This window comes from Myxococcus hansupus (assembly GCF_000280925.3).
In the GTDB taxonomy this organism is placed as follows: Bacteria; Myxococcota; Myxococcia; order Myxococcales; family Myxococcaceae; genus Myxococcus; species Myxococcus hansupus.
Genome location: NZ_CP012109.1, coordinates 1,979,232 through 2,002,005, shown reverse-complemented (window position 1 = coordinate 2,002,005; position 22,774 = coordinate 1,979,232). Strand labels below are relative to the sequence as shown.

Annotated in this window: 19 protein-coding genes; 9 read left to right on the top strand and 10 right to left on the bottom strand. The window is 71.3% G+C overall.

What is annotated here, in order from left to right; all coding sequences use genetic code 11:
* Positions 1-7 precede the first annotated feature (7 nt).
* The 4 genes from A176_RS08230 to xth all read right to left on the bottom strand — a co-directional run bounded on the left by A176_RS08230 (position 8) and on the right by xth (position 5,440).
* Positions 8-2,446 carry a serine/threonine-protein kinase gene (locus A176_RS08230; RefSeq protein WP_044891120.1) on the bottom strand — a complete coding sequence of 813 codons (2,439 nt, stop codon included), beginning with the start codon at positions 2,444-2,446 and terminating at the stop codon, positions 8-10.
* Between the two features lie 93 nt (positions 2,447-2,539).
* Complete coding sequence (locus A176_RS08225; protein WP_002640820.1) at positions 2,540-2,740, bottom strand: hypothetical protein; 201 nt, start codon at positions 2,738-2,740, stop codon at positions 2,540-2,542.
* Positions 2,741-2,783: 43 nt separating this feature from the next.
* Complete coding sequence (locus tag A176_RS08220; RefSeq protein ID WP_002640821.1) at positions 2,784-4,580, bottom strand: serine hydrolase domain-containing protein; 1,797 nt, start codon at positions 4,578-4,580, stop codon at positions 2,784-2,786.
* A gap of 89 nt (positions 4,581-4,669) precedes the next feature.
* Entirely contained in the window at positions 4,670-5,440 is a 771-nt protein-coding gene (xth, locus tag A176_RS08215; RefSeq protein WP_002640822.1) for an exodeoxyribonuclease III, read from the bottom strand.
* Positions 5,441-5,610: 170 nt separating this feature from the next.
* Here xth and A176_RS08210 point away from each other — a divergent pair, with 170 nt between their 5' ends.
* From A176_RS08210 to A176_RS08190, 5 genes are all read left to right on the top strand, one after another.
* Positions 5,611-6,771: a tetratricopeptide repeat protein gene (locus A176_RS08210; RefSeq protein ID WP_002640823.1), complete on the top strand. Its 1,161-nt coding sequence runs from the start codon at positions 5,611-5,613 to the stop codon at positions 6,769-6,771.
* 101 nt (positions 6,772-6,872) lie between these two features.
* A complete protein-coding gene (locus tag A176_RS08205) occupies positions 6,873-9,488 on the top strand; it encodes a penicillin-binding protein 1A (protein ID WP_002640824.1) in 2,616 nt (871 codons plus the stop codon).
* Positions 9,485-10,840, top strand: coding sequence for an FG-GAP repeat protein (locus A176_RS08200; RefSeq protein WP_002640825.1), 1,356 nt, complete (start codon positions 9,485-9,487; stop codon positions 10,838-10,840). The genes A176_RS08205 and A176_RS08200 overlap by 4 nt, the downstream gene beginning before the upstream one ends.
* A complete protein-coding gene (locus tag A176_RS08195) occupies positions 10,837-12,207 on the top strand; it encodes a periplasmic substrate-binding domain-containing protein (RefSeq protein ID WP_002640826.1) in 1,371 nt (456 codons plus the stop codon). The genes A176_RS08200 and A176_RS08195 overlap by 4 nt, the downstream gene beginning before the upstream one ends.
* Before the next feature lie 10 nt (positions 12,208-12,217).
* Complete coding sequence (locus A176_RS08190) at positions 12,218-13,867, top strand: sensor histidine kinase (RefSeq protein WP_002640827.1); 1,650 nt, start codon at positions 12,218-12,220, stop codon at positions 13,865-13,867.
* A 1-nt stretch (position 13,868) separates the two neighbouring features.
* Here A176_RS08190 and A176_RS08185 read toward each other — a convergent pair whose 3' ends face one another.
* From A176_RS08185 to hpf, 4 genes are all read right to left on the bottom strand, one after another.
* Positions 13,869-14,693 (bottom strand): class I SAM-dependent methyltransferase, encoded by an 825-nt coding sequence (locus tag A176_RS08185; protein WP_002640828.1) that lies wholly within the window; start codon positions 14,691-14,693, stop codon positions 13,869-13,871.
* Between the two features lie 70 nt (positions 14,694-14,763).
* Positions 14,764-15,096: an SMR family transporter gene (locus A176_RS08180; protein WP_002640829.1), complete on the bottom strand. Its 333-nt coding sequence runs from the start codon at positions 15,094-15,096 to the stop codon at positions 14,764-14,766.
* Positions 15,097-15,223: 127 nt separating this feature from the next.
* Positions 15,224-17,326, bottom strand: a complete 2,103-nt coding sequence (locus tag A176_RS08175; protein ID WP_002640830.1) for an MXAN_5187 family protein — start codon at positions 17,324-17,326, stop codon at positions 15,224-15,226.
* Between the two features lie 157 nt (positions 17,327-17,483).
* Positions 17,484-17,843, bottom strand: coding sequence for a ribosome hibernation-promoting factor, HPF/YfiA family (gene hpf / locus A176_RS08170; protein WP_002640831.1), 360 nt, complete (start codon positions 17,841-17,843; stop codon positions 17,484-17,486).
* Positions 17,844-18,011: 168 nt separating this feature from the next.
* On the opposite strand from hpf, the gene A176_RS08165 reads away from it, so the two are divergent.
* Positions 18,012-18,371 (top strand): response regulator, encoded by a 360-nt coding sequence (locus A176_RS08165; RefSeq protein ID WP_002640832.1) that lies wholly within the window; start codon positions 18,012-18,014, stop codon positions 18,369-18,371.
* Positions 18,372-18,454: 83 nt separating this feature from the next.
* Entirely contained in the window at positions 18,455-18,901 is a 447-nt protein-coding gene (locus tag A176_RS08160; protein ID WP_044891109.1) for a putative signal transducing protein, read from the top strand.
* Positions 18,902-18,918: 17 nt separating this feature from the next.
* Here the strand turns inward: A176_RS08160 and A176_RS08155 are convergent, their stop codons facing one another.
* Entirely contained in the window at positions 18,919-19,884 is a 966-nt protein-coding gene (locus A176_RS08155; RefSeq protein ID WP_002640834.1) for an N-acetylmuramoyl-L-alanine amidase-like domain-containing protein, read from the bottom strand.
* On the bottom strand, positions 19,881-20,936 hold the full coding sequence (locus A176_RS08150) for a HEAT repeat domain-containing protein (protein WP_044891110.1): 1,056 nt from the start codon (positions 20,934-20,936) through the stop codon (positions 19,881-19,883). The genes A176_RS08155 and A176_RS08150 overlap by 4 nt, the downstream gene beginning before the upstream one ends.
* A gap of 77 nt (positions 20,937-21,013) precedes the next feature.
* Between A176_RS08150 and A176_RS08145 the strand changes: the two genes are divergently transcribed.
* Together A176_RS08145 and A176_RS08140 are read left to right on the top strand one after the other, a co-directional pair.
* Positions 21,014-21,331, top strand: a complete 318-nt coding sequence (locus A176_RS08145; protein ID WP_002640836.1) for a DUF4398 domain-containing protein — start codon at positions 21,014-21,016, stop codon at positions 21,329-21,331.
* A 17-nt stretch (positions 21,332-21,348) separates the two neighbouring features.
* On the top strand, positions 21,349-22,755 hold the full coding sequence (locus A176_RS08140; protein ID WP_044891123.1) for an OmpA family protein: 1,407 nt from the start codon (positions 21,349-21,351) through the stop codon (positions 22,753-22,755).
* The last annotated feature ends 19 nt before the right edge of the window (positions 22,756-22,774 follow it).

The following is a 22,774-nucleotide window of genomic DNA, read 5'->3' as shown; positions in this document are numbered from 1 at the left end:
CCGCGCTTCAGGAGGACCAGATGGACTCCACGCGGGAGCGCACCTTGCGCCGCGCCTCCGTGAAGCCCGGCTGGGCGCGCAAGGGCGCCAGCACCGGGCAGCGGTCCATCCACTCCAGGTCGATGAGCGCGGAGTCCGCCGCCTGCTGGAGGTAGCGCAGCGCCTCGGTGGGCATGCCCCGGATGCACAGCAGCTCCGCCGCGAGCTGACACACCATCGACGCGAAGCGCGAGTTCACCTGCCGGGTGAGCATCCCGTCCATGCTGGCCACGACGCCCTCGACGGGCAGCTCGCCCAACGTCACCGAGCAATACATGGCCACGTGGAGGGCCATGTGGCTCGGGTCTTCGTTGAGCGCCTCCCGGCACTGTCGCACGCCGTCCATGTCTCCCTTCCAGGCGAAGACACGCATGCGGAGGATGTTCGTCGGCATGCTCAACAAGGGCTGGCTTTGCAGCCGGGCCAGACACGCCTGGTAGGTGGCCTCGTCGCCGCGCAGGGCGCTGCATCGCGCCACCTCGATGAGGCTGATGGCCATGCCGGGTTCCAGGGCGTAGGCCAACTTCAAACGGTCCAGGCCATCATCCGCGCGGCCCGCCTCGCACTGGAGGTTGCCGAGGAGTTGCAGCGCGGGCGCGAAGGTGGGCGCGGTGTCGAGCGCCGAGCGCAGGGCCACCACCGCTTCGCGCCACCGCCCATCCCGGATGGCCAGGATGGCCTGCCCCAAGCGCGTCTCCACCAACTCCGGAGCCAACCGGAGGGCCCGCTCCAGACTGGTCCGCCCCAGGGTGTCCCAATCCAGGTCGTCCGCCAGGGTGCGCAGGAAGCCCGCCCGGAGCGTCGCCACCGCGTGCTGCGCCACCGCGGGCAGGAAGCCGGGGACCGAGACGTGGAGCTGTTCGAGCGGCTCGATGACCTCGTCCTTGAGCTCCCGCGTCATCGAATGCGAGTGCATCCGTGACAGCACCTGCCGGTACAGGGCCAGCGCATCGGAGGGAACGGTGGCGCGGTAGGCCAGGATGGACAGCTCACCGCGAAGGGCCTCCGCGAGCCGCTGCGCCAGTCGGTCCTGGAGCAAGAACGCGTCGTCGTCCGAGTCCTCGAAACGGCCGCTCCACACCTGCGTCCCCGTCGCGCCTTCCACCACCCGCAGCGTCACGCGCACCGTCTTGCCCGCGGCCTGCACCGTCCCGTCCACGAGCAACTCCACCGCCAGCTCCCGCGCCGCGGTGCGTGGCTCTCGCTCGTGCCGGAAGCGCTCGGTGGCGCCACTGCTCTGCACCCGGAGCCCACGCGTCCTCGACAGCACGTCGATGAGGGACTCCGTCACGCCATCGCCCAGGGACTCCTGGTCCCGAGGCCCCAGGAAACGCAGCGGCAACACCGCCAGCGACTGTTCATCGGGGCGCAGCGGCGTCCGGGGCGTCGAGCGGGGCAGCCCCACCGCGGACGGTGTCCCGGCCACCGAGGACAAACCCGTGGAGGCCAGCGCTCGCGACACGGGGTGAGCGCCGTGGGTGTGCTCGGGCTCCACCGGCTCGCCCACGGCGTGGAGCCACTGCCGCAGCGTGTCCGCCATGCAGGCGGCGTCCTCGGGCCGGCCGGAGGGCTCGCGCGAAAGACACGCGAGCACCAGCTCCGCCAACGCGTCCGGCACCGCGGAGAGCCGTCGCGGGTCGGGAGGCGGCTGCCGCAACCGCGCCACCGCCACCGCCATGGGGGAATCACCGGAGAACGGCGGCGTGCCGGTGAGCAACTGGTACAGCACCAGGCCCGCGGCATAGAGGTCCGCGCGGGCGTCCACTTCGCCGCTCTCCAGTTGCTCGGGCGCCATGTACATGGGCGTGCCCACCAGCCCCTGCGTGCGCGACGCCGCCTCCCCCGCCACCGCCCGGGCGATGCCGAAGTCGGTGAGCACCACGCGGCCACTGGACTCCACCAGCACATTCGCTGGCTTCAGGTCGCGGTGCACCACGCCGGCCGCGTGGGCCGCGGTCAATCCCTCACACAGCGCCAGGAGCCACCGGGCCGCGCGCGCGGGAGGAATGACGCCCTCGCGCTCCATCAACGTCTGGAGGCTCTCTCCCTCCACGTACTCCATGGTCAGGTACAGACAGCCGGAGTGCTCGCCCAGGTCGAAGGTCCGCGCCACGTGACGGTGGGTGATGCGCCGGGCCAGCCGGACCTCGCGGCGGAAGCGCTCCATCCACTCCGGCGCGGGCGAGGTCCCCAGCTCCAACATCTTCAAAGCGACCACGTCGCCCACCAGCGTGTCCCGCGCCCGGTACACCGCGCCCATGCCACCGCGGCCGGCCAGCCCTTCCAGGACGTACCGGCCCGCGAACAGTTCGCCGCCATCCGCGCCGGTGATGACGGGACGCTGCGGTGAGAGCACCGTCGCGTCGGCGCCTTCGGGGGGTGCGTTCGGGTTTCTCGCTTCAGCCACGGCCGGCAATCTATCCCGCTGTGACATCAGACGCCCGGCAATCGCGAGTCCTGGATTCCCAGCATTTCACCGCGAGTCCAACCGGGCGCCTGCTCAGCGAGGGTGCGGCGGCGCGTCCGGAGCCTTGGGCTTGAAGAGGGCGCACCCGCGCACGGGCTGCGGCGGGTACTTCTGGGGCAGCAGCGGACAGAGGATGAAGGTGGTGGTCCGCGATTGGACGTAGCGCGGCGGGGCCGCGCAGCGATGACACAGGCTGTCAGGAAACGGCAGCGATTCGGGCGGTGGCGTCGTCATGGCCTCGGGCCCGCGAGCATCGCATGAATCGCCGCGCGCGCCCCTACTCGCGCGCCCGGGGTGGCTTCACGGCCGGAGCGTCGAGGACCGCGGGGATGATGTACTGGGGCACCAGGTCCTGGAAGCGATACCAGCGCGCGAAGTCGCCGTAGTTCGCCGCGGCAATCATCACCGTCAGGTCGAGCTCCGGCACGACGATGACGAACTGGCCGCCGTTCCCCTCCGCCGCGTACTCGCGATAGGTGCGCTCGCCCACCTTCATGTCGTGCAGGTGCCACGCGTAGCCATAACCGTGGTCGCTGGCGAACTCGGCGTGCCGCTGCGTCGACGCCTCCACCCAACGCGGGCTCACCACCTGCCGCTGGTTCCACCGGCCGCCGGAGAGGAACACCTGTCCCAGCTTCAGCGCGTCCCGGGGGCGCAGGTAGATGCCGCCGCCCAGGTAGCCCTCCCCGTTTGGCATCAGGTTCATGTGGTAGTCGCGAATGTCCAGCGGCCGGGCGAAGCGCTGCTCGAAGAACTCTGGCAGCCGCATTCCCGACTGCTGGGAGATGACGGCGCCCAGCAGGTTGATGCCCGCCGAGCAGTAGACGGCCTTCGTGCCGCCCGGCTCCCGCGCCATGGGCAGCGCCGCCGCGTAACGATGCCAATCCCGCTCCGCCCGCTGCGACTGCATCACGTCCTCGTTGCCGGGCGAATCCCCGTCGTCGTCGTCGCAGCTCAACCCCGAGGTCATCGTCACCAGGTGCTCGGGCGTGAGGCGCTGCTTGCGCGGGTCCTCCTGGAACAGGGGCTCGTGGCCGGGCAGCAACCGCGACACAGGGGTCTGAACCGTGACGCCCTTCTTCTGCTCCAACGCGATGCCAAGCAACACCGACGCCAGCGTCTTGCCCGCTGAGCGCATGTCGTGGACCTGCGCCTTCCCGTGGCCGTGGAAGTACTCCTCCACCACGAGCTTCCCGTGCCGGGCAATCAACAGCGCGTGGATGTAGGGCGCGTGGACATCCGTCGCGGTGGCGTCCGTGAGGGACTGCACCAGCGCGGCGATGGGCTTCGGGTCCAGCTTCACGCTCTGCAGCGTCGCCGTCTTCCAGCCGTCATCCCCCGTCACCGGAGGCCGGTAGACATAGGTGGACGCGCCGGGCGTGCGCGGGTGGAAGCGGGGCGCGGTGTGCTCGTCGCGGCGGGAGAACTCGAACTGACCGATGCCCTGGATGCGCAGCGAGATGTTGCCCGTCTCCTCGTCGAAGACCCCCCTGAGCGCGTCGTTCTTGCGGCGCGTGTTGACGAAGGTCAGGTCGTTGCCCTGGACCTCCAACTTGAAGGGCCGTCGCAGACCGAAGTTGAACTCGGGATTGCGGATGAAGCCTGTCAGCGAGCCATCCGGTTCGCGCTGGATGCGCAGGTACATGGAGCTCGTGTCGTCCAGGGGCGCCACCACCCCTTCCCAGACACGCGGGCTGCTGGCGCGCAACCGGAGCGGCGTGGCGTACGACGCGCTCAGCGTCATGCCCGGCGGCTGAATCCAGAAGCCTTCGATTGACTTCTCGTCCGCGGACAACCGGCCTCGGAAGGCGCCTTGGTTCTCCGGCAGGGCGAAGGTGACGTCGGCCCCAGCGCGCTTCGCGGTGACGTCGAAGCCGGAGACCTGGGCCCGCCATTCACCCTGGCGCCCGTCCACCGTGAGGGCACCGCGAACCTTCGGGCCGAAGTGCGTCTCGTTGCCCCAGACCCCTGGAAGCTGTTCGGACAGCGACGGCGCCGAGGGCGCCTGGGCCCCGACGGGAAATGGGACCGCCACCGAGGCGAGGACCGCGCAGACGAGCGAGAAAGGGCGCATGCCCCAAGGCGTACGCGCAACCTGGGGGGCGATTGCCTGGAAGCGCCCCGACGACGTCGAGCCGGGGAGCTTCCGGGGACGCGGGTGACTCAGTCGCGCAGCTCGAGCCACACCGGCGCGTGGTCCGAGGGCTGCTTGCCCTTGCGCTCCTCGCGGTCCACGTCCACCACCGTCAGCCGTTCGGCCACGGGCGCCGTCACATAGAGGTGGTCGATGCGCAGGCCCAGGTTCTTCGGGAAGCCGAGCATGCGGTAGTCCCACCAGGTGAACTTCTGCACGCCGGGGTGCAGCCTGCGGAAGGCGTCCGACAGCCCGAAGGCGCCCAGGTGCTGGAGGGCGTCTCGCTCCTTGAGCGTGAAGAGCGTCTGGCCCTCCCACAGCTTCGGGTCGTAGGTGTCGATGTCCTCGGGCGCCACGTTCCAGTCGCCGCCGAGCACCAGGGGCTCGTCGGGCTTGTGGCGCGTGTCCAGATAGCGCCGCAGCCGGCCGTACCACTCCAGCTTGTAGTGGTACTGGGGCGAATCCACCGACTGGCCATTGGGCGCGTACGCGCTCACCACGCGGATGCCACCGACCGTCGCCGCGATGAGGCGCGCGTGGGAGTCCTCCACGCCGTCGGACAAGCCCTTCACGACGTCCTTCGGCTCCTCCTTCGCGAGGATGGCCACCCCGTTGTACGTCTTCTGCCCGTGGATGGCGGCGTGGTAGCCCAGCTCCCGCACGGCCTCGAGGGGGAAGTCCTCGTCCACGCACTTGAGCTCCTGCAGGCAGAGGACATCCGGCTGCGCCTTCTTCAACCAGGCGAGCAACCGCTCCTGCCGGGCCCGCACCGAGTTCACGTTCCAGGTCGCGATCTTCATCGCGCGGACCGTCGCATGCCGCCCGCGCCCCCCGCCACGCTTTTCCCCTGCCCTGTGGCCAGGGGGCCACACACGCCCCTGTGCCCCTCGGGGCGGAGGCGTGGCACGCCCGTCGCATTGACGCCGGGTGGGAGGCCGACACACGGCGCCCTGGAGCCCCGGTCAGAACCATGCGCCACGACAACTCGAAGACCCCGCGGTTCGCTGGCCTCACCCTGCCGTCCGCCGTCCGGACCGCGCTGGTGCCCGTCAGCCTGGTGGCGCTCGGCTTGATTGTCGCGTGGGCGGACGCGCCGCTGCCGCCAGCGCTGGGCACGTGGCTCGACTCGGAGCGCCAACACGCGCGGCTCGCGGTCGTGCGCGTCGCGTTCCCAGCGCCGGAACAGCCCCTGACGCCAGGGGACGGCAGCGCGGCGGGCCACACCTTGGCCGCGTGGGTGCGCACGAACGACGTCGCCCAAGCCGAGGGCCGCTCCGCCGGAACGGGCATCGTCGTTGACGCGAGCACTTCGACGCCGGGCAACGAAGACGCCCCCGGCCTCTCTCGCGCGGCACCGGATGTGGACACCTCCCTCGCCTTGCCGCACGTCCATGGACGCCGCGTGGACCACCTGAGCCGGGCGCACCTGCTGCGCGAATGGGATGACCTGTCTGGCGCGCTCACCGAGTGCCGTCGCGCCGTTCACGACGCGCCGGAAGACACGGCCGCGGTGTCGATGGTGGCGGAGCTCGCGGGCCTCACCGGGCGGATGGACCTGGCGGTGCGGGCGTATGGGCAACTCGGCCGCCTGCTGCCCTTGGATGCCCGCCCCCTGGTGCGACAGGCCCGGCTGTTGGTGTCGATGGGCCGCCACCCCGAGGCGGTGGCCGCGGGCGAGGAAGCCGTGCTTCGCAATCCCGAATACGTGGAGGCCTATCAGGTGCTCGGCCGGGCGCACCTGGCCCAAGGCGAGCTGTCGGCGGCGATGCTCCGCTTCCAGCAGGCGGTGCACCTGAATCCAGAGCATGGCTTCGCGCTCAACAACCTGGGCTTCACCTATCTGCGCGCCGGGGAGAACCAGAAGGCCGCGGAGGCCCTCACGCAAGCCGCGGCGCTGCTTCCCCACGTGGCCTACGTGCACAACAACCTGGGTGTGGCCTTCGAACGGCTCGGACAGGAAGACGACGCCCGCGCCGCGTATGCCGCCGCCATGCACCTGTCCCCCCGCTACGTCCAAGCTCGCGTCAACGCCGACCGGATGCGTCGCATGGCCCAGGTGGACGTCGGCGGCGCCCAGACACCGCGTGGGCAGTCTCGCTCCACCCAGGGTGAGGGGGTGACGTCCCCCTAGCGCCCTCCTGCCTGGAGGGCCTGCACCGGGCAGGTCGCCAGAGCGGTTCCCGTTCCACCTCCCCCGGTCTAACCTGCGCACTTTCTCTTCAGTCCCGCGCGATGCCCACGGTTCCCTCGATGCCTTCCTCGCCCGATTCCTCCACACCCACTCCCCCGGCGCGCCCTGGGTTCGGCGCCCGCCTGTGGCGCTGGACGAAGCGGCTGCTCATCACCGGCATCGTGGGCCTGGTGCTCGCTGTCGCCGTGGGCGTCGGGGGCTACATCTATTACAGCCAGGACCTGCCCTCCGTGGATGCGCTGCGCAACTACCAGCCGCCGCAGGTCACCAAGGTGATGTGTGGTGACGGCAGCCTCTGCGCCGAGTTCGCGCACGAGCGCCGCACGCTGATTCGCGTGGAGGACCTGCCACCGCACGCGCGCAACGCCTTCCTCGCGGCCGAGGACGCGGACTTCTACAAGCACGAGGGCCTGGACTTCTTCGGCATCACCCGCGCGGCCATCAAGAACCTCATCCCCAACAGCCGCAAGTCGGGCGCGTCCACCATCACCCAGCAGGTGGTGAAGAACCTGCTGCTCACGCCCGAGCGCAGCTTCTCGCGCAAGGCCCGCGAGTGGATCCTCACCCCGCGCGTGGAGGAGGCGCTCACCAAGGACCAGATTCTCTCGCTCTACATCAACCAGTCCTACTACGGGCAGCGCCGCTACGGCCTGGAGGAGGCCGCGCTCTTCTACTTCGGCAAGCACGCGAAGGACCTGAACGTGAGCGAGGCCTCGGTGCTCGCGGGCACCGTGCAGTCGCCCCACCGCATCAACCCGGTGACGAACATCACGCGGGCGAAGTCGCGTCAGCGCTACGTGCTGGACCAGATGGCGCGCAACGGCTTCATCTCCGCCGAGGTCGCGGAGACGGAGAAGGAGAATCCCATCGTCCTGGCGCCCCGGCGCGGCACGCCCGTGGGGCAGTACTACACCGAGGAGATTCGCCGCACCCTCATCGCGCGCTACGGCGAACAGGCGGTGATGGAGGGCGGGCTGCGGGTGGACATCGCCATGGTGCCCAAGCTGCAAATCGCGGCGGAGCAGTCCGTGCGTGACGGCTTGGAGGCGGTGGACCGGCGGCAGGGCTACCGCGGGCCTCGTGGCACGCTGGAGAAGGGCCAGTGGGAGCGCTACCGGAACCTCATCGCCACCCGCATCGAGGAGGCCGGGCGCCGGCAGAAGGACCAGGGCTACGTCGCGGACCTGGCCCCGCTGGCGAAGGCGGAGAAGGACCCGGCGGCACCGGAGGCCGGTGGCGCGTCCGTGGACCCGCTGGAGGAAGAAGGCGCCGAGGAGCAACGGCCGGACCTGACGCCCGACGACGAGGCGCCGCTCTCCGCGGATGAAGTCCTGACGCAGTCGGTGCGCCTCAAGCCCATGGAGGAAGGCCTGCGCCTCACCGGCTACGTCACGCTGGTGGACGAGAAGCGCAACGTGGCGCGCGTGGACCTGGTGGGCCGCACCGCCGAAATCCCCTACGCCACCGTCGGCTGGGCGAAGCAGAAGGGCAAGAGCGCCCCCAAGAAGATTTCCGACGTGTTCCAGGAGGGACAGCTCGTCTTCGTGCGTGTGCTCAAGGCCCCGCCCGCGCCCGCCTTCGTCGAGGCGACGCTGGACCAGGTGCCCGAGGTGCAAGGCGGCCTCGTGGTCATCCGCCCCGAGAACCGGCACGTGGTGGCGCTGGTGGGCGGCTACGACGCGGAGCGGTCTTCCTTCAACCGCGCGACGCAGGCGAAGCGGCAGCCGGGCTCGTCCTTCAAGCCCTTCCTCTACGCCGCCGCCATGGGCAGCGGACGCTACACGCCGCTGTCCAAGATCAACGATGCCCCCGAGGCCGTGCGCGACCCGTACACGGGCAAGACGTGGAAGCCGCAGAACTACGACCGTCAGTTCCAGGGCCCGATGACGCTGCGCGAGGCCCTCACCAAGTCGAAGAACACGGTGTCCGTGCGCCTCATCGAAGCCCTCACCCCGGCCACCACCATCGACTTCGCGCGGCGCGCGGGCATCCACTCGCCGCTGCCGGAGAACCTCACGCTGGCCCTGGGCACGGGTGAGGTGACGATGCTGGAGGCCGCCAACGCCTACGCCACGCTCCAGGCCACCGGCCGGTACGCGGAGCCCCTGATGCTGCTGCGCGTGCGGGACGCGCACGGCAAGGTGCTGGAGGAGCACCAGCCCGCCTTCGAGGAGACGCTGCCGCCCGCCGTGGCCTACCTGACCACGTCGCTGATGCGCAGCGTGGTGGAGGACGGCTCGGGCCGCGCGGTGCTCGCACTGGAGCGCCCCGCCGCGGGCAAGACGGGCACCACGCAGCAGTCGAGAGACACGTGGTTCTCCGGCTACACCGCGGACTGGGTGGCCAGCGCGTGGGTGGGCTTCGACAACAACGCACCGCTGGGCGGCAGCGAAACGGGTGGCCGCGCCGCGCTGCCCATCTGGCTCCAGTTCATGCGCGTGGCCCATGAGGGACTTCCCACGCGGGAGTTCGAGGTCCCCTCCGGCGTCGTGCAGGTGCGCATCGACCCCATCAGCGGCCTGCTCGCGGGCAACTCCGTCCCGGGCCGGTTGGAGCCGTTCCTGGATGGCACCCAGCCCACCGCCGAGGCGCCTCCGCCCGGCCAGGTGACCACCGACCAGTTCTTCCTCGACGAAGGCAACAGGCGGGGTTTGTGAGCCACTCCTGGGTCTGGGCCCCGGTCCTCGCCGCGCTCGCGGCCCCATCCGTCCTCGCGTCCTCGGAAAGCACCGCCGCCATCCCCCGACTCACCCGGCAGGTGACGGCGGCCGTGCGCGCGCAGCGCGTGGAAGCGCCTGTCGCGGTGAACCTCACGGGCGCGTCCGCGGAGCTGCGCCGCGCGGTGAGCACCCTGCTGGCCTCGCAACTGGCCTCCGCCGGGCTTGCGCCCGTGGTGCTGGAGGCGCCCACGGCCGAAGCCGCGGAGACCCTGGCCCGCGCCCAGGGCGCGCGGACACTCGTGCGCCTGTCCCTGGACGTGGAAGGTGGCGAGCTGCGAGCACGCGGCGACGTGCTGGGCACCTGGGTGAACTTCTGGTCCGGCCGCACGCCCACGCGCCCCGCCAGGCCCGCCGCCACGCTGGTGGAGACGGTGCCGGCCGACGCCGCGGTGCTGGCGCTCGCGCTGGAAGCCGGTGGCACCACGCCCTCCGTGCCGACCGAGCCAACGCCCCAGGGCATCCGCTTGCTGGGAGCCACCCTGGCCACCCTGGACCATCCGCTGGCGGCGCTCGCAGCGGGGGACCTGGACGGCGACGGGCGCGATGAAATCGTGGCCCTCACGGAGCACGACGTCTCCGTGTTCGACGCGGGGGGACGGCTCATCGCGCGCAAGGAGCTGGATGCCCTGCCCGCATCGAGCGCCACCACGCGAGAGCCTTTTGGCGCGCTGGCCATCCTTCCAGGCCCGCCCCGCGTGGCCGCGTGGAGCACGCGCCATGCGCACGGCGAGCTGCTCGCGATGGACACCAAGGCCCGAGGCACGCTCCGAACGGTGGGCACGGTGGACCAGGCGCCGCTGGGCCCCCTGGAGCGCGGGAGCTTCGTCCCGGGACAGACGGCCTTCGCCCCCACGGTCACGCTGGCGGATGGCCGTTCGCTGACGGTGCCCGCGCCCTTCACCACCGCCAGCCTGGACACGCAGCGGATGCTGTTCGTCCATCCGGATGGCTCCGCCGTGTACTACGCGCACGCGGGTGCAGCCCCCGTCCGGTGGAGCAGCCTGGGCGCGGGCAGCGCGCTGGGGGACCTGAATGGCGACGGCGTCCTGGAGCTCATCACCACCTCCCCCCAGCTTTCGCCGTCCCCCGACCGCGTTCGCGTGCTCTCCACCACCGGGAGCGACCCCAGCGCGCAGGAGCCGCTGTGGCAGGGCGCCCTGCCCGCGGGCCGCGCGCTGTACGTGGTGACGGCCAACCTGGACGGCGACAAACGCCGCGAGGTCATCGTGGGCCTCTGGAAGCCGGATGGCACCAGCGAGCTCTTCCTCCTGCGTCAGGGTGCGCCATGAGACTCCGCTCCACCCTCGCCTGCGTCGCGCTGCTCGCGTCCGCGTCCGCGCATGCCGCGGGACGCCCCCGCTATGGCGGCGAGCTGCGCGTCGCCCACGGCGGCCCTCCCGAGATTGGGGAGCCCGCGCTCGCCGACACGCCCTTGGAGGCGACGCTGCTGGGACTGCTGTCCCGCCCGGTGTGCCAGGCCACGCGAGACGGCGGCGTGGTGCCCGCGCTCGCACGCCAACTTTCGAGGCCCACCCCGCAGGCCCTGCAACTCACCCTGCCTGGCGCCACCTCCGCCCAGGGGCTCGCGCGCGCGTGGATGCGGCTTGCCAGCAACGAGGGCGCCTCCCCCTACCGGGCCCTCTTCCACGCCGTGCGCGGTGAAGCGCGGCAGTTGTCGCCTCGCGGCGCCGTGCTGGAGCTCCCGCTGGCTTATCCCTGGCCGGACCTGGAGCGCGCGCTGTGCCACCCTGCCCTGGCGCCCCCGGTCTCCGCCACCACCGTGGGCCCCTTCATCGCGGCGGGTCGAGGCGCCCTGGAGGTACAAGTCGCCTGGCCCCAGGGCCGCCCGTACCTGGACCGGCTGCTGCTCACGGCCACGGATCAGCGCGGGCTCTCACGGCTGTGGTCGTCCCGCCAGGTGCAGGTGGAGCTGGGCGTCGCGTCGGAGACGGACGCCGTCGCGGGCACCGCGCTCTACGCCACGTTCCTCGCGTTCTCGCCCCGTCGCCTGCCCGCGGACTTCCGACAGGCCGTGGAGAGCGCCATCGACCGCGAGGACCTGACGCGCCTCTTCGTCCAGGCCCCCGCGCAGCCCATGCCGCACCTGCTGCCACCGGCGCTGCTGGACGCCCCCGGCCGTCCCCGCCCGGCCGCGCCCTCCGCGAATCCCGCGCGAAAGGTGACGCTGCTCTATGACGCGTCGGTGGAGGACCAGCGCGCCGTGGCCGAGCGCATCCAGGTGAAGCTGCACGACCGCGGCTACACCGTGGCGCTGGAAGCCCTCTCGCGCGCGGCCCTTCGCGCCCGGTGGGCCAAGGGCGACTTCGAGCTGATGCTGCACGCGCTGCTCCTGCCCCCCATCCCCGGCCCCGCGCTGGCGGTGGTGCTGGATGCGGGCGGGCGGCGGGACTTGCTGGGCGTGGAGCTGCCCGCCATTGGCGCGCTTCCGGCCGCCGCCGCACGGGACACCCGAGCACGTGAGCGGGCCCTGGCCCTGGCCGGGTCCGTGCCCCTGGTGCCGCTCTATGCACAAGGGCTGGGAATGCGCTTCGCGCCAGACGTGGGCGGGGTGATGATGGACGCGCAAGGCCTGCCCTCGCTGGACGGACTGTACGTGCTTCCATCCGAAGGGGCGGCGCTGGGAGGACGTCCTTGAGGAGACCGCGATGCGCTTGAGGACACGGCTGGCGCTCGCCTTCGCGTTGCTGGCCCTGGTCCCGCTCGCGGTGGTCGTCCCCCCCACCCTCACCCGCTTGCGCGACACGTTGTCGCGCGAGCTGGACGCGCGCATGGAGGCCGCCACCGCCTCCGCGCAGGAATCCTTGGAGCGAAGCAGCGCCACCGCCCGTCGCGCGGTGGAGGAGCTGGTGGAAAGCACCATCATGGAGGACCTGGCGCGCGAGGCCCGTGAGCGGCCCACCCGCGCCATCCAGGCGGGCACCGCCGAGGGCTTGATGAAGACGCGCGGCCTGAGCGTGCTGACGCTCTTCGACCGCCACGGCACGGTGCTCTCCTCCGGCCACCTCCCCGCGCGGCGTGGAGACCCGGACCCGGCCCTGTTCGCCGTCACCCGGGAGAAGTCATCCCACCCCGTGCCGGTGCGCGTGGAGGTCCGCACCGCGTCCGGCCTGCGCCAGCTCCCCGCGCTCGTCACCGCCCGGCCCGTGGACTTCGGCGACCTGCGGCTGTGGGCCGTGGGCGGCGTGCTGCTGGATGAAAGCCTGGCGCAGCACCTGGCGCGTCTCACGCAGACGCAGGTGACGCTGCTGGCGGGCGACACCGCGCTGGCCCGCGCTGGCAACGCCGAGCCGCCGACGGTGACGAAGTCGCTGCCATTGGGTGAGGAGGGCACGGTGCAGCTCGTCTTCAGCCGCGCCGCCGCGCGCGACGCCGAACAGGGCGTCATGCGCGCCTTCCTCCTGCTGGCGGCGCTGGGCGGCGCCTTCGCGGTGCTGCTGGGCGTGCTGGTGTCCCGGTGGATGACGCGGCCGGTGGAGGCCCTCACCCGAGGCGCCCGGCGCGTGGCGGAGGGCGCGCTGGAGTCACAAGTCACCGTGGAGGCCAGCGGCGAGGTGGGCGAGCTGGTCCGGACCTTCAATCACATGACGTCCGAGCTGAAGGCCACCACCGAGCGACTGATGGCCAGCGAGCGCATCGCCGCGTGGCAGGAAGTGGCGCGGCGCCTGGCGCACGAAATCAAGAACCCGCTGACGCCCATCCGCATGTCGCTGGAGACGCTCCAGGCCGCGCAGGAGGCGAAGCACCCGCGCTTCCCGGACATGTTCAAGGAGAGCGCGGGCGTGGTGCTCGAAGAGGTGGACCGGCTGCGGCGCATCGTCGACGAGTTCAGCCACTTCGCGCGGATGCCCAAGCCGCAGCTCGCGCCGGTGGACCTGGGCGAGCTGGCGCAGAGCGTGCTGTCGCTGTACGCCACGCCGCCGCCCGGCATCCAGATACGTCCCACGCTCCAGACGGGCGTGGTGGCCAACGCGGACCGGGACCAGCTCACCCAGGTGCTGGTGAACCTGGTGAAGAACGCCGAGGAGGCCATGGCCACCACCGGAGGCACCCTGCGCGTGCGCGTGCGCTCCACGGACGCGGACGCCGTCGTCGAGGTCGAGGACAGCGGCCCCGGCATCCCCCCGGAACACCGGGCTCGCGTCTTCGAGCCCTACTTCACCACCAAGGACGGCGGCACGGGCCTGGGGCTCGCCATCGCCGCGCGCATCCTCCAGGAGCATGGCGGCAAGCTCGAGGTGGGCGGCGAGCCCGGCCACGGCGCGCGCTTCAGCCTGGTGCTGCCGCGCGCGCGCTGAATCAGGCCTCGGTCCGCGAGAAGTGGGCGTGGACCAGCGAGGGCAGGCGCTCCTTCACCCAGGGCACGTGGTTGATCAGGTTGTAGCTGTAGCGGTGAACCCCGCGCGGGAAGGTGAAGGGATGGAGCGTCACGCGGCTGATGCGCGGCTCCCACCGCTTCAAGGTCGCCTCCACCTCGTCGCGGTTGATGCCCCAGGGCATCGGCGGCACCTGGTACGCCCGCGTGCGGTGCAGCCCCTTGAGCGTCCGCTGTGAGAACCACCGGGGAATCGTGTCGAAGAGGAGCTCGGCGCCAGGGAAGCGCTCGGCGATGTCCACGAGGAGCTGACGGACCGCGTCCTCCTCGAAGTACATGAACAGGCCCTGGGCGATGATGAACACGCCCTTGCTGGCGTCCACCTGCTCCATCCACGCACGGTCCAGGGCGCTCACTGGGAAGTGCCGCAGCCGCTCGCTCGGCGTCAGGAATCGCTCCCGGATGGCCACCGCCTCCGGCAGGTCCACGCTCAGCCAGCGAAGCTGGCCGTTGTCCAGCCGCTGGGCCTGCGTCTCCAGCCCATCCCCCAGCGACACCACGAAGCCATCCGGATGCGTGGCCAACCACGCGCGGAGGATGCGGTCCGTCTCCACCGCGCGGACCGCGTGCGACGGCTCCGCGCGGCCAAACGACTTTCGGAAGTCGTAGTCGATGGCCTCGTAGATGCGCACCACCTCCGCGTCCTTGAGGATGCCGTCCGGACGCTTCGCCTCCCCTGCCCGGTTGTGCAACGTCCAGAGCATCGTCTCGGGGATTCCCGTGAGGTTGGGCACGTAGCGCGTCTGCATCTTCCGCCTCCTTCAGGTCGCCCCAGTCCAATGTCGATATTGATAACCAAAATCAATATCATAACCCCATTCAATGGGCCGACGACTTGGAGAAGATGTTGATGACGAGCACGCCCGCCAGGATGAGGCCGATGCCCGCGAGCGCGGCGGCGTCCAGGCGCTGCCCCTGGAACACCCACGCCACGCCGGACACCAGGACGATGCCCGCCCCGGACCAGATGGCGTACGCGATGCCCGTGGGAATGGTCCGGAGCGCGAAGGACAGGCAGAAGAAGGCCACGCCATAGCCCACCACCACGAGGATGGACGGCCCCAGGCGCGTGAAGCCGTTCGAGCTCTTGAGCGCCGAGGTCGCGATGACCTCGGCCACGATGGCGATGCCCAGATAGACGGCGTTGTTCATGTGCGGCCTCCGCGGCGCTCTATAACCGCCTGTCAGGACGCCAGCCCGGGACGCACGACGTGAAAAGGCCCGGAGTCTCCTGGGAGACCCCGGGCCTTCGGAATGCGGCATCGCGGCCGGAAGCCGCTCAGTCCTTGACGGGCGTGGCCTTGAGAGCCGCCTTGCCTTCCTTCACGTAGACCTGGAAGCGCACCGTCTTGCACGCGTACTTCTGGACGAGCTGCTCCTTGTTCTTGCGCAGCTTCTGCACGAACTTGTCGTACGTCAGGCCGTCCGCCGCCTCGCCGCACCGCTCACGCGTGGAGACGAACTCGCGGAAGACGTCCTGGAAGTGCTGCTCGTCGGTGAGGGCCACCGCGGAGTTGCCCAGGCCCGGCAGCGGAATCGCGGCCTGCGCGCCAGCGGGACGCGGCGCGGGCATGGGGATGGCGTCCGACGTCGGCGGCCGGGCGCTGGCCTGGAGCAGCTCGCGCGGAATCGCGGCCACGCGCGTCGTCTCCGGGCTGTCCGGCGCCGCCTGTGATGCCGCCAGCGCGAAGGGGTCCGCGGCCTGCTGCAGCGAGTACGCCGCCGTGGGCTGGTCCTCGAAGGCGAAGGCGCCACGGCGCGGAGACGCGGGAGACAACGGCTCGGGGCCGCCGCCGAACCCCTCGGAGGAGGCGTCGAACGGCATCGCCGCCTGCGCGGGGGGCTGCTGCGGCGGCGCGGGGAACGGGAAGGCCTCGGCCGAACCAAAGGGCGTGGCGGCGGGCGGCTGAGGAGCCGGGGGCGCGAAGGCGAACGGATCCGCGGGGGCCGCGGGCGGCGGGGCGAAGGCGAACGGGTCCCCCACCGGCGCCTGGGCCGGGGGCGACATCGCGAACGGATCTCCGGCCGGGGGCGGCGCCTGCATCGCGAACGGATCCGCCGTGGGTGCGGCGGGCGCGGGCGGGGCGAAGGCGAACGCATCCGGCGCGGGGGCCGCGGGCGGCGGCGCGAAGGCGAACGGGTCCGCGGCCGGAGCGGCGGGCAACGGCGCCTGGGCCGGAGGAGCGAAGGCGAACGGGTCCGCGCCGGGCGCGGGGGCCGCGGGCGGAGGGGCGAAGGCGAACGGGTCGGCCGCCGGAGCAGGCTCCGCGGCGGGCGCGGGAGGCTGCGTCGCGACCGGCGTGGGCGCGGCGGCCATGGCGGCCGACAGGCTCAGGGTGTCGGAGCTGCCGCTGGACTCTTCCTCGGCCCCAGCCTTGCGGCCCGAACCCATCATCAGCGTCCACAGCAGGCTGAAGCCCAGCAGGCCCGCCAGGGCGAACAGGGCGTTCTGCTGGTACGCCGCCAGCGCGCCCAGCACCGGCTGCGTGCTGGCGATGGCGAGCACCTCCAGCGGCGTACCGGTCAGCGCGCGGCGCGAGCCCACCATCAGCGGCGCCTGGCCGCCCATGGCATCGCCTTGGGTGAAGACGGGCAGCGCGACCGGGCCCAGCTCCTGGAACTTGCCGGTGCTCAGCACCACGCCAGAGGCGTCGGCGGCCACCTTCGACAGCGACCCTTCGGCCAGCAGCTTCTGCGGGCCGGCGACGCCCGCCAGCGCGTCACCCTTCACCAGCGCGAGCGCGGCCACGCCCGACGCCTGGACCGCGGCGTCCAGCGCGCCCTCGTCCAGCACCGGCGCGCCCACCACCAGCGTCACCGCCGGCGCACCGGCGGACCACGACAGGGGCACGGCGGCGAACGCGTGCGGCGCGCCAAAGGCCTCCGCCACGCTGGCGCCGGACTTGATGAGACCCACCACGTCCAGCTTCGCGGCGTCGGAGGACGGCTCGGCCCCCGCGACGGCGTGGAACTGCGCGTCCTGGGCGGCCACGGCCACCACGGCGCCCTTGAGCTCCTTGGGAATCACGGCTTCGACCGCGCCGCGAACAGCGGCGAAGCGCTCGGCGGTGAAGACGCGAGCGGCGGCGGCATCCGCCTCGGCGCGCTCACGCTCACGCTGATTGCGAGGCGCGGGCTGCTCCGACGGCGGCGGCAGCGCGGCCGACACCACTTCCGGCATCGCCGCGAGTTTCAGCGCGAGAGACTGCACTTCGGCACGGCGAGTCTCCACACGGCGCGCCACCTCGGCGGCGCCCGCGGAGGCCTGGGCCGACGCTCCGGCGACAGCGCGCTCGCGCAGCGGTCCCGACAGCATCGGCAGGTGAACAACGCCCAGTCCGATGACCAGGAATGCGAAGACGAGGAACTTGAGGCGGACCATCGCCGTCCTTTTAGCCCGAGGTTGAAGGGTTCCGCTTATAGCGTTCACCGTTCGGCCCCAGCAAGATTCGGGCACTGGACATGACGAGCCCGGCCGCCAGGGGTACGACCTGGGAGGCCGGGCTCATTTTTCCGCCTTGAGGAGCGCGCGAGCGCGCTCAGTAGGTGGGCACGTCGGCCGCCACGTCCTGGGGCAGGCCGTTGGTATGCACGTCGCGACGCTTGTCCAGCAGCCGCTTGATGCTCCTTTCCAGGCGATCACGCGTCGCGTCGATGGCCGGATACAGGGATTCCGACGACTCCGTCACGTGCACCGCGGAAAGCCCGGGCATCCGCACCGTCACCCTGCATTCCTTGTCTACGCCGCCCTTCGGGCCGTTGGTGTCCACCAGGGAGATGTCGATTTCCGCCGCCTCGTCATCCGCGAACCGTTCGATATGGCGCACCAGGTGTTCGTCGACATACGACTTGAGAGCATCCGACAGGTCCAGGTGCACTCCACGCAGCAACACCTTCATGGCATTTCCTCCGAACCCAATGATGGGCAGCCTGACGCTTGGTGGTGAGCCGTCCCCCGCACTTCATTGCCCGCCCCACCCTGCTCCCTTGCTCCCCTGACGAGAGAGCCAGCAAGGGCTCGCGAACGTGCCGGACGAATTGGCCGCACCACGAGGTTCCCCCCAGGCATGGGTGAGCGAATCAAGGTCTTGCTGGTCGAGGATGACGGGGACAGCCGGGAGCTGCTGGCGGAGCTGCTCGAGCCGGAATTCGACGTGCGCACCGCCACGGACGGCGTGGCCGGCCTGAAAGCCTTCGAGGCCGAGCACCCCGACGTGGTGGTGACGGACGAATCCCTCCCGGGCATGAATGGCACCGAACTCGCGCAGAAGGTGAAGGAACGGGAGCCACGCGCCCGCGTCATCCTCGTGTCCGGGTACACCCAAGTGCAGGGCTCCGAACACTGTGACGTGGTGCTGCGCAAGCCCATCGACGTGGAGCGCCTCAGCGCGGCGCTGGGCAGGCTGGGCGAAGAAGCCCGGCATTGAACGAAGTGACGGGCCCCCGGTGCCGTCCGCGCGAGCCAGACCTACTCTTTCCCTCCAGACACCCACGGGTAGGAGGGACGGCAATGAGATACTGTGCCAGGTGCGGCTCCGAATATCAGGACAGCGTCGTCGAATGCGCGGACTGTCCAGGCAATCCGCCTCTCGTGAGCGCGGAGGAGATGCGCGCCCGGGGGCTGCCACTCCCTCACGAGCTGGACACGCGCGTCTTCGTCCGGGCCGGCTCGGCGGACGACCCCTTCACCGCGGAGGTCTACGCCCAGCTCCTCCAGGACGAGAACATCCCCGTGCTGGTGCGCGCGGGCCGCTCGGGCGTGGTGGACAAGCTGACCACGGGCAACGTGCTGCCCTGGTGGGAAATCCACGTCCCGGCCGAGCAGCAGATGCGCGCGGCCACGCTCATCGAACAGGAGCGCCTGCGGGAGCTGGCCACCAACGATGAAGCCGCCGCGGCCGCGGAGGCGGAGGAGCGGGAGACCGAGGCCCCCGCCGCGTCGCCGCCCAGCCTCTGAGCGGAGGACACGGCCGGCTAGGGAGCGGAGCGTGACACCGTGCCGCCGCTGGCCGCGTCGGGCTGGCGGGGCGCGAAGAGGCTGACGCCCGTCACCTTCCACTTCGAGTAACGCGCGTTGCGGGCGAGGAACGTCTCCAGGTCCTCGTCCACCACGCGGTTGTAGCCACCGCGCGACGCATGGCGCAGGTACGTGCGCTTCTTGCGCTGCACCACGAAGCCCAGGTGGGTGATGCGGGTGGCCTTCAGCGGCAGGTCCTCGCGCATCACCACCAGGATGGTGCCCGAGGGGATGTCGCTCGCGTGCGCCATCACCCGCTCCAGCGGCAGCATGTTGAGCGAGTACGTGCCCACCACCTGCTGCGCCTTGGGGAGCCCCAGCGCCTGTGACGAACGCGACTGCCAAGTGTGGCGGGTGAGCGACTTCGTCACCACCACCGCGTCCCCGCCCGCATGACGCTGCGTCACGTCCGTCAGGAAGCCCTTGCGGATGTTGTTGGGCAGCCACTGCGCCTCCATGAGGTGATTGCGGTCCTCATAGGTGGGCGCGCTCGCATAGCGGATGCGCTCCAAGAGCGGCGCCACGTCCGCCTCGCTGCGAGCCAGGCTCAGCGCCATCGACTGCTCCACGAAGGTGAGGCAGTCCACCGCGTCCAGCCGGAACGTCGGATCAGGGTCCACGCCGTGGCCCTCTCCCAGCGGAGACAGGACGTAGGGCGTGTTGATGAAGCGCTCGCTCATGCGCAGCAGCCGGCTGGCGAGCGGCGCTTCCGCGTCCTCGGCCACCAGCGCCGCGCGCTCCTGCGCGGTGAGCCCCACCCAACCGTTGGGCTTCACCGGACGGGCGGTGGCCACCTGCGCGGAGGCGGCCGGGGACTCGAGCACGGCCTCCGCGCCAGGGCGGGCATCCGCCTCGGCCGCGGGACTGGGGGCCACGGGCGCCTGGGACAACAGCGCCGCGGCCAGGACCGCACCCAGGCTCATTGCGCGACACCCGCCTTGCGGAGGATGGCCTTGCGCCGGTCGTCTCGGAGCTGGAGCGTCTCCAGCTCGCGCTCGTAGGCGAGCTTCTCGTCGGACTTCGCGTTCCACGACGCCAGCACCAGCCACTCCAGCATGGACGCGTCGCCGCCGTCGTGGAGGATGCGGGCGGCGCTGGCGGCCAGCGCGCGGTCCTTGTCCTCCAGGAGCGGCTTGAGGGCGGGCGCGGCCTTCTTGGCGCTGACGCCCTCGTACAGCTCCAGGCCCTGGCGGCGCACGAAGCGGTCCTCCGAGCCGAGCAGCTTGCCCGCGAAGGCGAACCCGTCGGGCGAGCCCAGGCGGCACAGGCCCTTCGCCGCGGCGAAGCGGGTGCTCTCCGAATCGCTCGCGAGGAACTCCTTCAGGGCCGCGCCCTGCTTGGCGTCGCCGGTGTCTCCCACGGCGGAGAGCATGGCGGCGCGCACCTCCAGCTCCTTCTCCGCCTTGGCCGCCTTCACCAGGAGCGGCCCCATCTTCGCGTTGCGGGAGGCCCCCAGGGCCCTCGCGGCCTCGCGGCGCACGCCGCTGCTCTTGTCCTCCAGCAGCGGGATCATCACCTGCGTCAGCCGGCTGTTGAGCTTCGCCAGTCCCTGCGCGGCATACATCCGGACCGCGCTGTCCTCGTCGGACGCGAGCCGCGCCAGGGTGGGCTCGGCGGCGCGCGTCCCCAGGCCGGCGAGCACGGCGGTGAGGTTGCGGCGCAGGCGCTCCTCATGGACCGTGCTCAGGGTGGTGGTGATTTCCCGGGCCGCGAAGGCCTCCTCGCGCAAGAAGCGCAGGCGGGAGATGGCGGGGGGAACGGCGCCGCCTTCCGCCACGGCCTGGACGACGGCCTCCGTCTCGGCGCGGCGGGAGCCCCGCTTGGCGGCGGCCCCCGGCCCGGACAGGGCGACCCAGGGGAGGAGCAGCGACAATACGAGGACGAGGCGGGCGGACGGGTGCACGGGGACCGGACGATGGCAAGGGCGGCGGCGCCCGTCAAAGTCCCGCCACCCGCCCGGCCCCCCGGTCAGCACGGATGCCCGATTCTTGACCCTCCAGGAGGCGATTGATACGACCGCCAGGTTTCACTCCTCTCCAGAGGCGCCACCCTATGAAGAAGCTGATGGCGTTGGTGGCGGTGTCGGGAGCGCTCACCGCGTGCGGTCCCGTGAAGTCCACCGCGAACATCCTCGACGCCGAAGTGCAGATCCAGGCCGCGCGTACCGCCGGGGCGGAGCAGCTCGCGCCCTACGAGTGGACGGCCGCCAACCTGTACATCACCAAGGCGCGCGAGGAGGTGGGGTACTCCGACTACCAGGCGGGCGTGGACTTCGCCGTGAAGGCCTCGCGCTACGCCAACGAGGCCCGTGAGAAGGCCATGGCCGTGGCTGGCGGCACCGAGCCCGGCGGCCGCACTCCGAACCCGTGACGCCCGAGCGCTTCCCGATGACGCGTCCTTCCCTAGTCGCGCTGCTTCCCCTCTTCCTCACCTTCTCCTGTGTCAGCGGCAGCAAGATTCGCGCGGACACGGAGGTGCTCTCGGCCAACGTGGAGCGCGCGCGCCGCAGCGGCGCCCTGCGCTGCGCCCCCGTGGAGCTGGCCACCGCGGAGGCCCACCTCGACTTCGCCCGGGGCGAGCTGAGCCAGGGCAACAGCGGCCGTGCGGACACGCACGCGCGCACCGCGGACGCCGCGGTGACCCGCGCCCTGGAGCTGTCCAGGAACTGCGGCCCGCGCCAGGTGCTGGTCCGTGACAGGCCGGAGGCGCAGCAGCCCCAGCCGCAACAGCCCCAGCAGCCCCAAATCGTCGTCAGCATCGAGGAGACGGACAGCGACGGCGACGGCATCCTGGACAAGGATGACCCCTGCCCCGACCAGGCCGAGGACTTCGACGGCTTCCAGGACGAGGACGGCTGCCCCGACCCGGACAACGACGGCGACGGCATCCTGGACGTGAACGACAAGTGCCCGCTCACCCCGGGCGTGCCGGAGAACCAGGGCTGCCCCGCGGAAGCGCCCAAGGACCGTGACGGCGACGGCATCCCCGACCATCTGGACAAGTGCCCCGACCAGGCCGAGGACTTCGACGGCTTCCAGGACGAGGACGGCTGCCCGGACCTCGACAACGACGGCGACGGCATCATCGACACGGCGGACAAGTGCCCGAACGAGGCCGGCCCCATGCAGAACATGGGCTGCCCCATCGTCGACAGGGACGGTGACGGCATCCTCGACGTGGACGACAAGTGCCCGGACGAGCCGGAGGACATGGACGGCTTCCAGGACGAGGACGGCTGCCCGGACCTCGACAACGACGCGGACGGCGTGCCGGACGTGCAGGACAAGTGCCCGAACGAGGCCGGCCCGGCCGAGAACGGCGGCTGCCCGGACAAGGACACCGACGGTGACGGCATCGTGGACCGGCTGGACGCGTGCCCCGAAGAGCCCGGCGTCCAGGAAGAGCGCGGCTGCCCCAAGCAGTACAAGATGGTCGTCATCAAGCGCGACCGGATCGAGATCAAGAAGCAGATCCTCTTCAGCTCCGGTTCGCACAAGATCTACGGCAAGCAGAGCACCGCGGTGCTCGACGATGTGGCGCAGGCCCTGCGCGACGCGCCGTGGCTCAAGCGCATCCGCATCGAGGGCCACACGGACTCGATGGGCAATGACGCCGCCAACATGCGGCTGTCGCAGCGCCGCGCGGACGCGGTGATGGCGCAGCTCATCCGCCGCGGCATCGACCCGGCCCGCCTCCTGGCCGTGGGCTACGGTGAGACGCAGCCCATCGCGCCGAACAGCACCAAGACGGGCCGCGCCATGAACCGCCGGACCGACTTCAAGGTCCCGGAGTAGTCCCCAGGGCCGCCCCGGC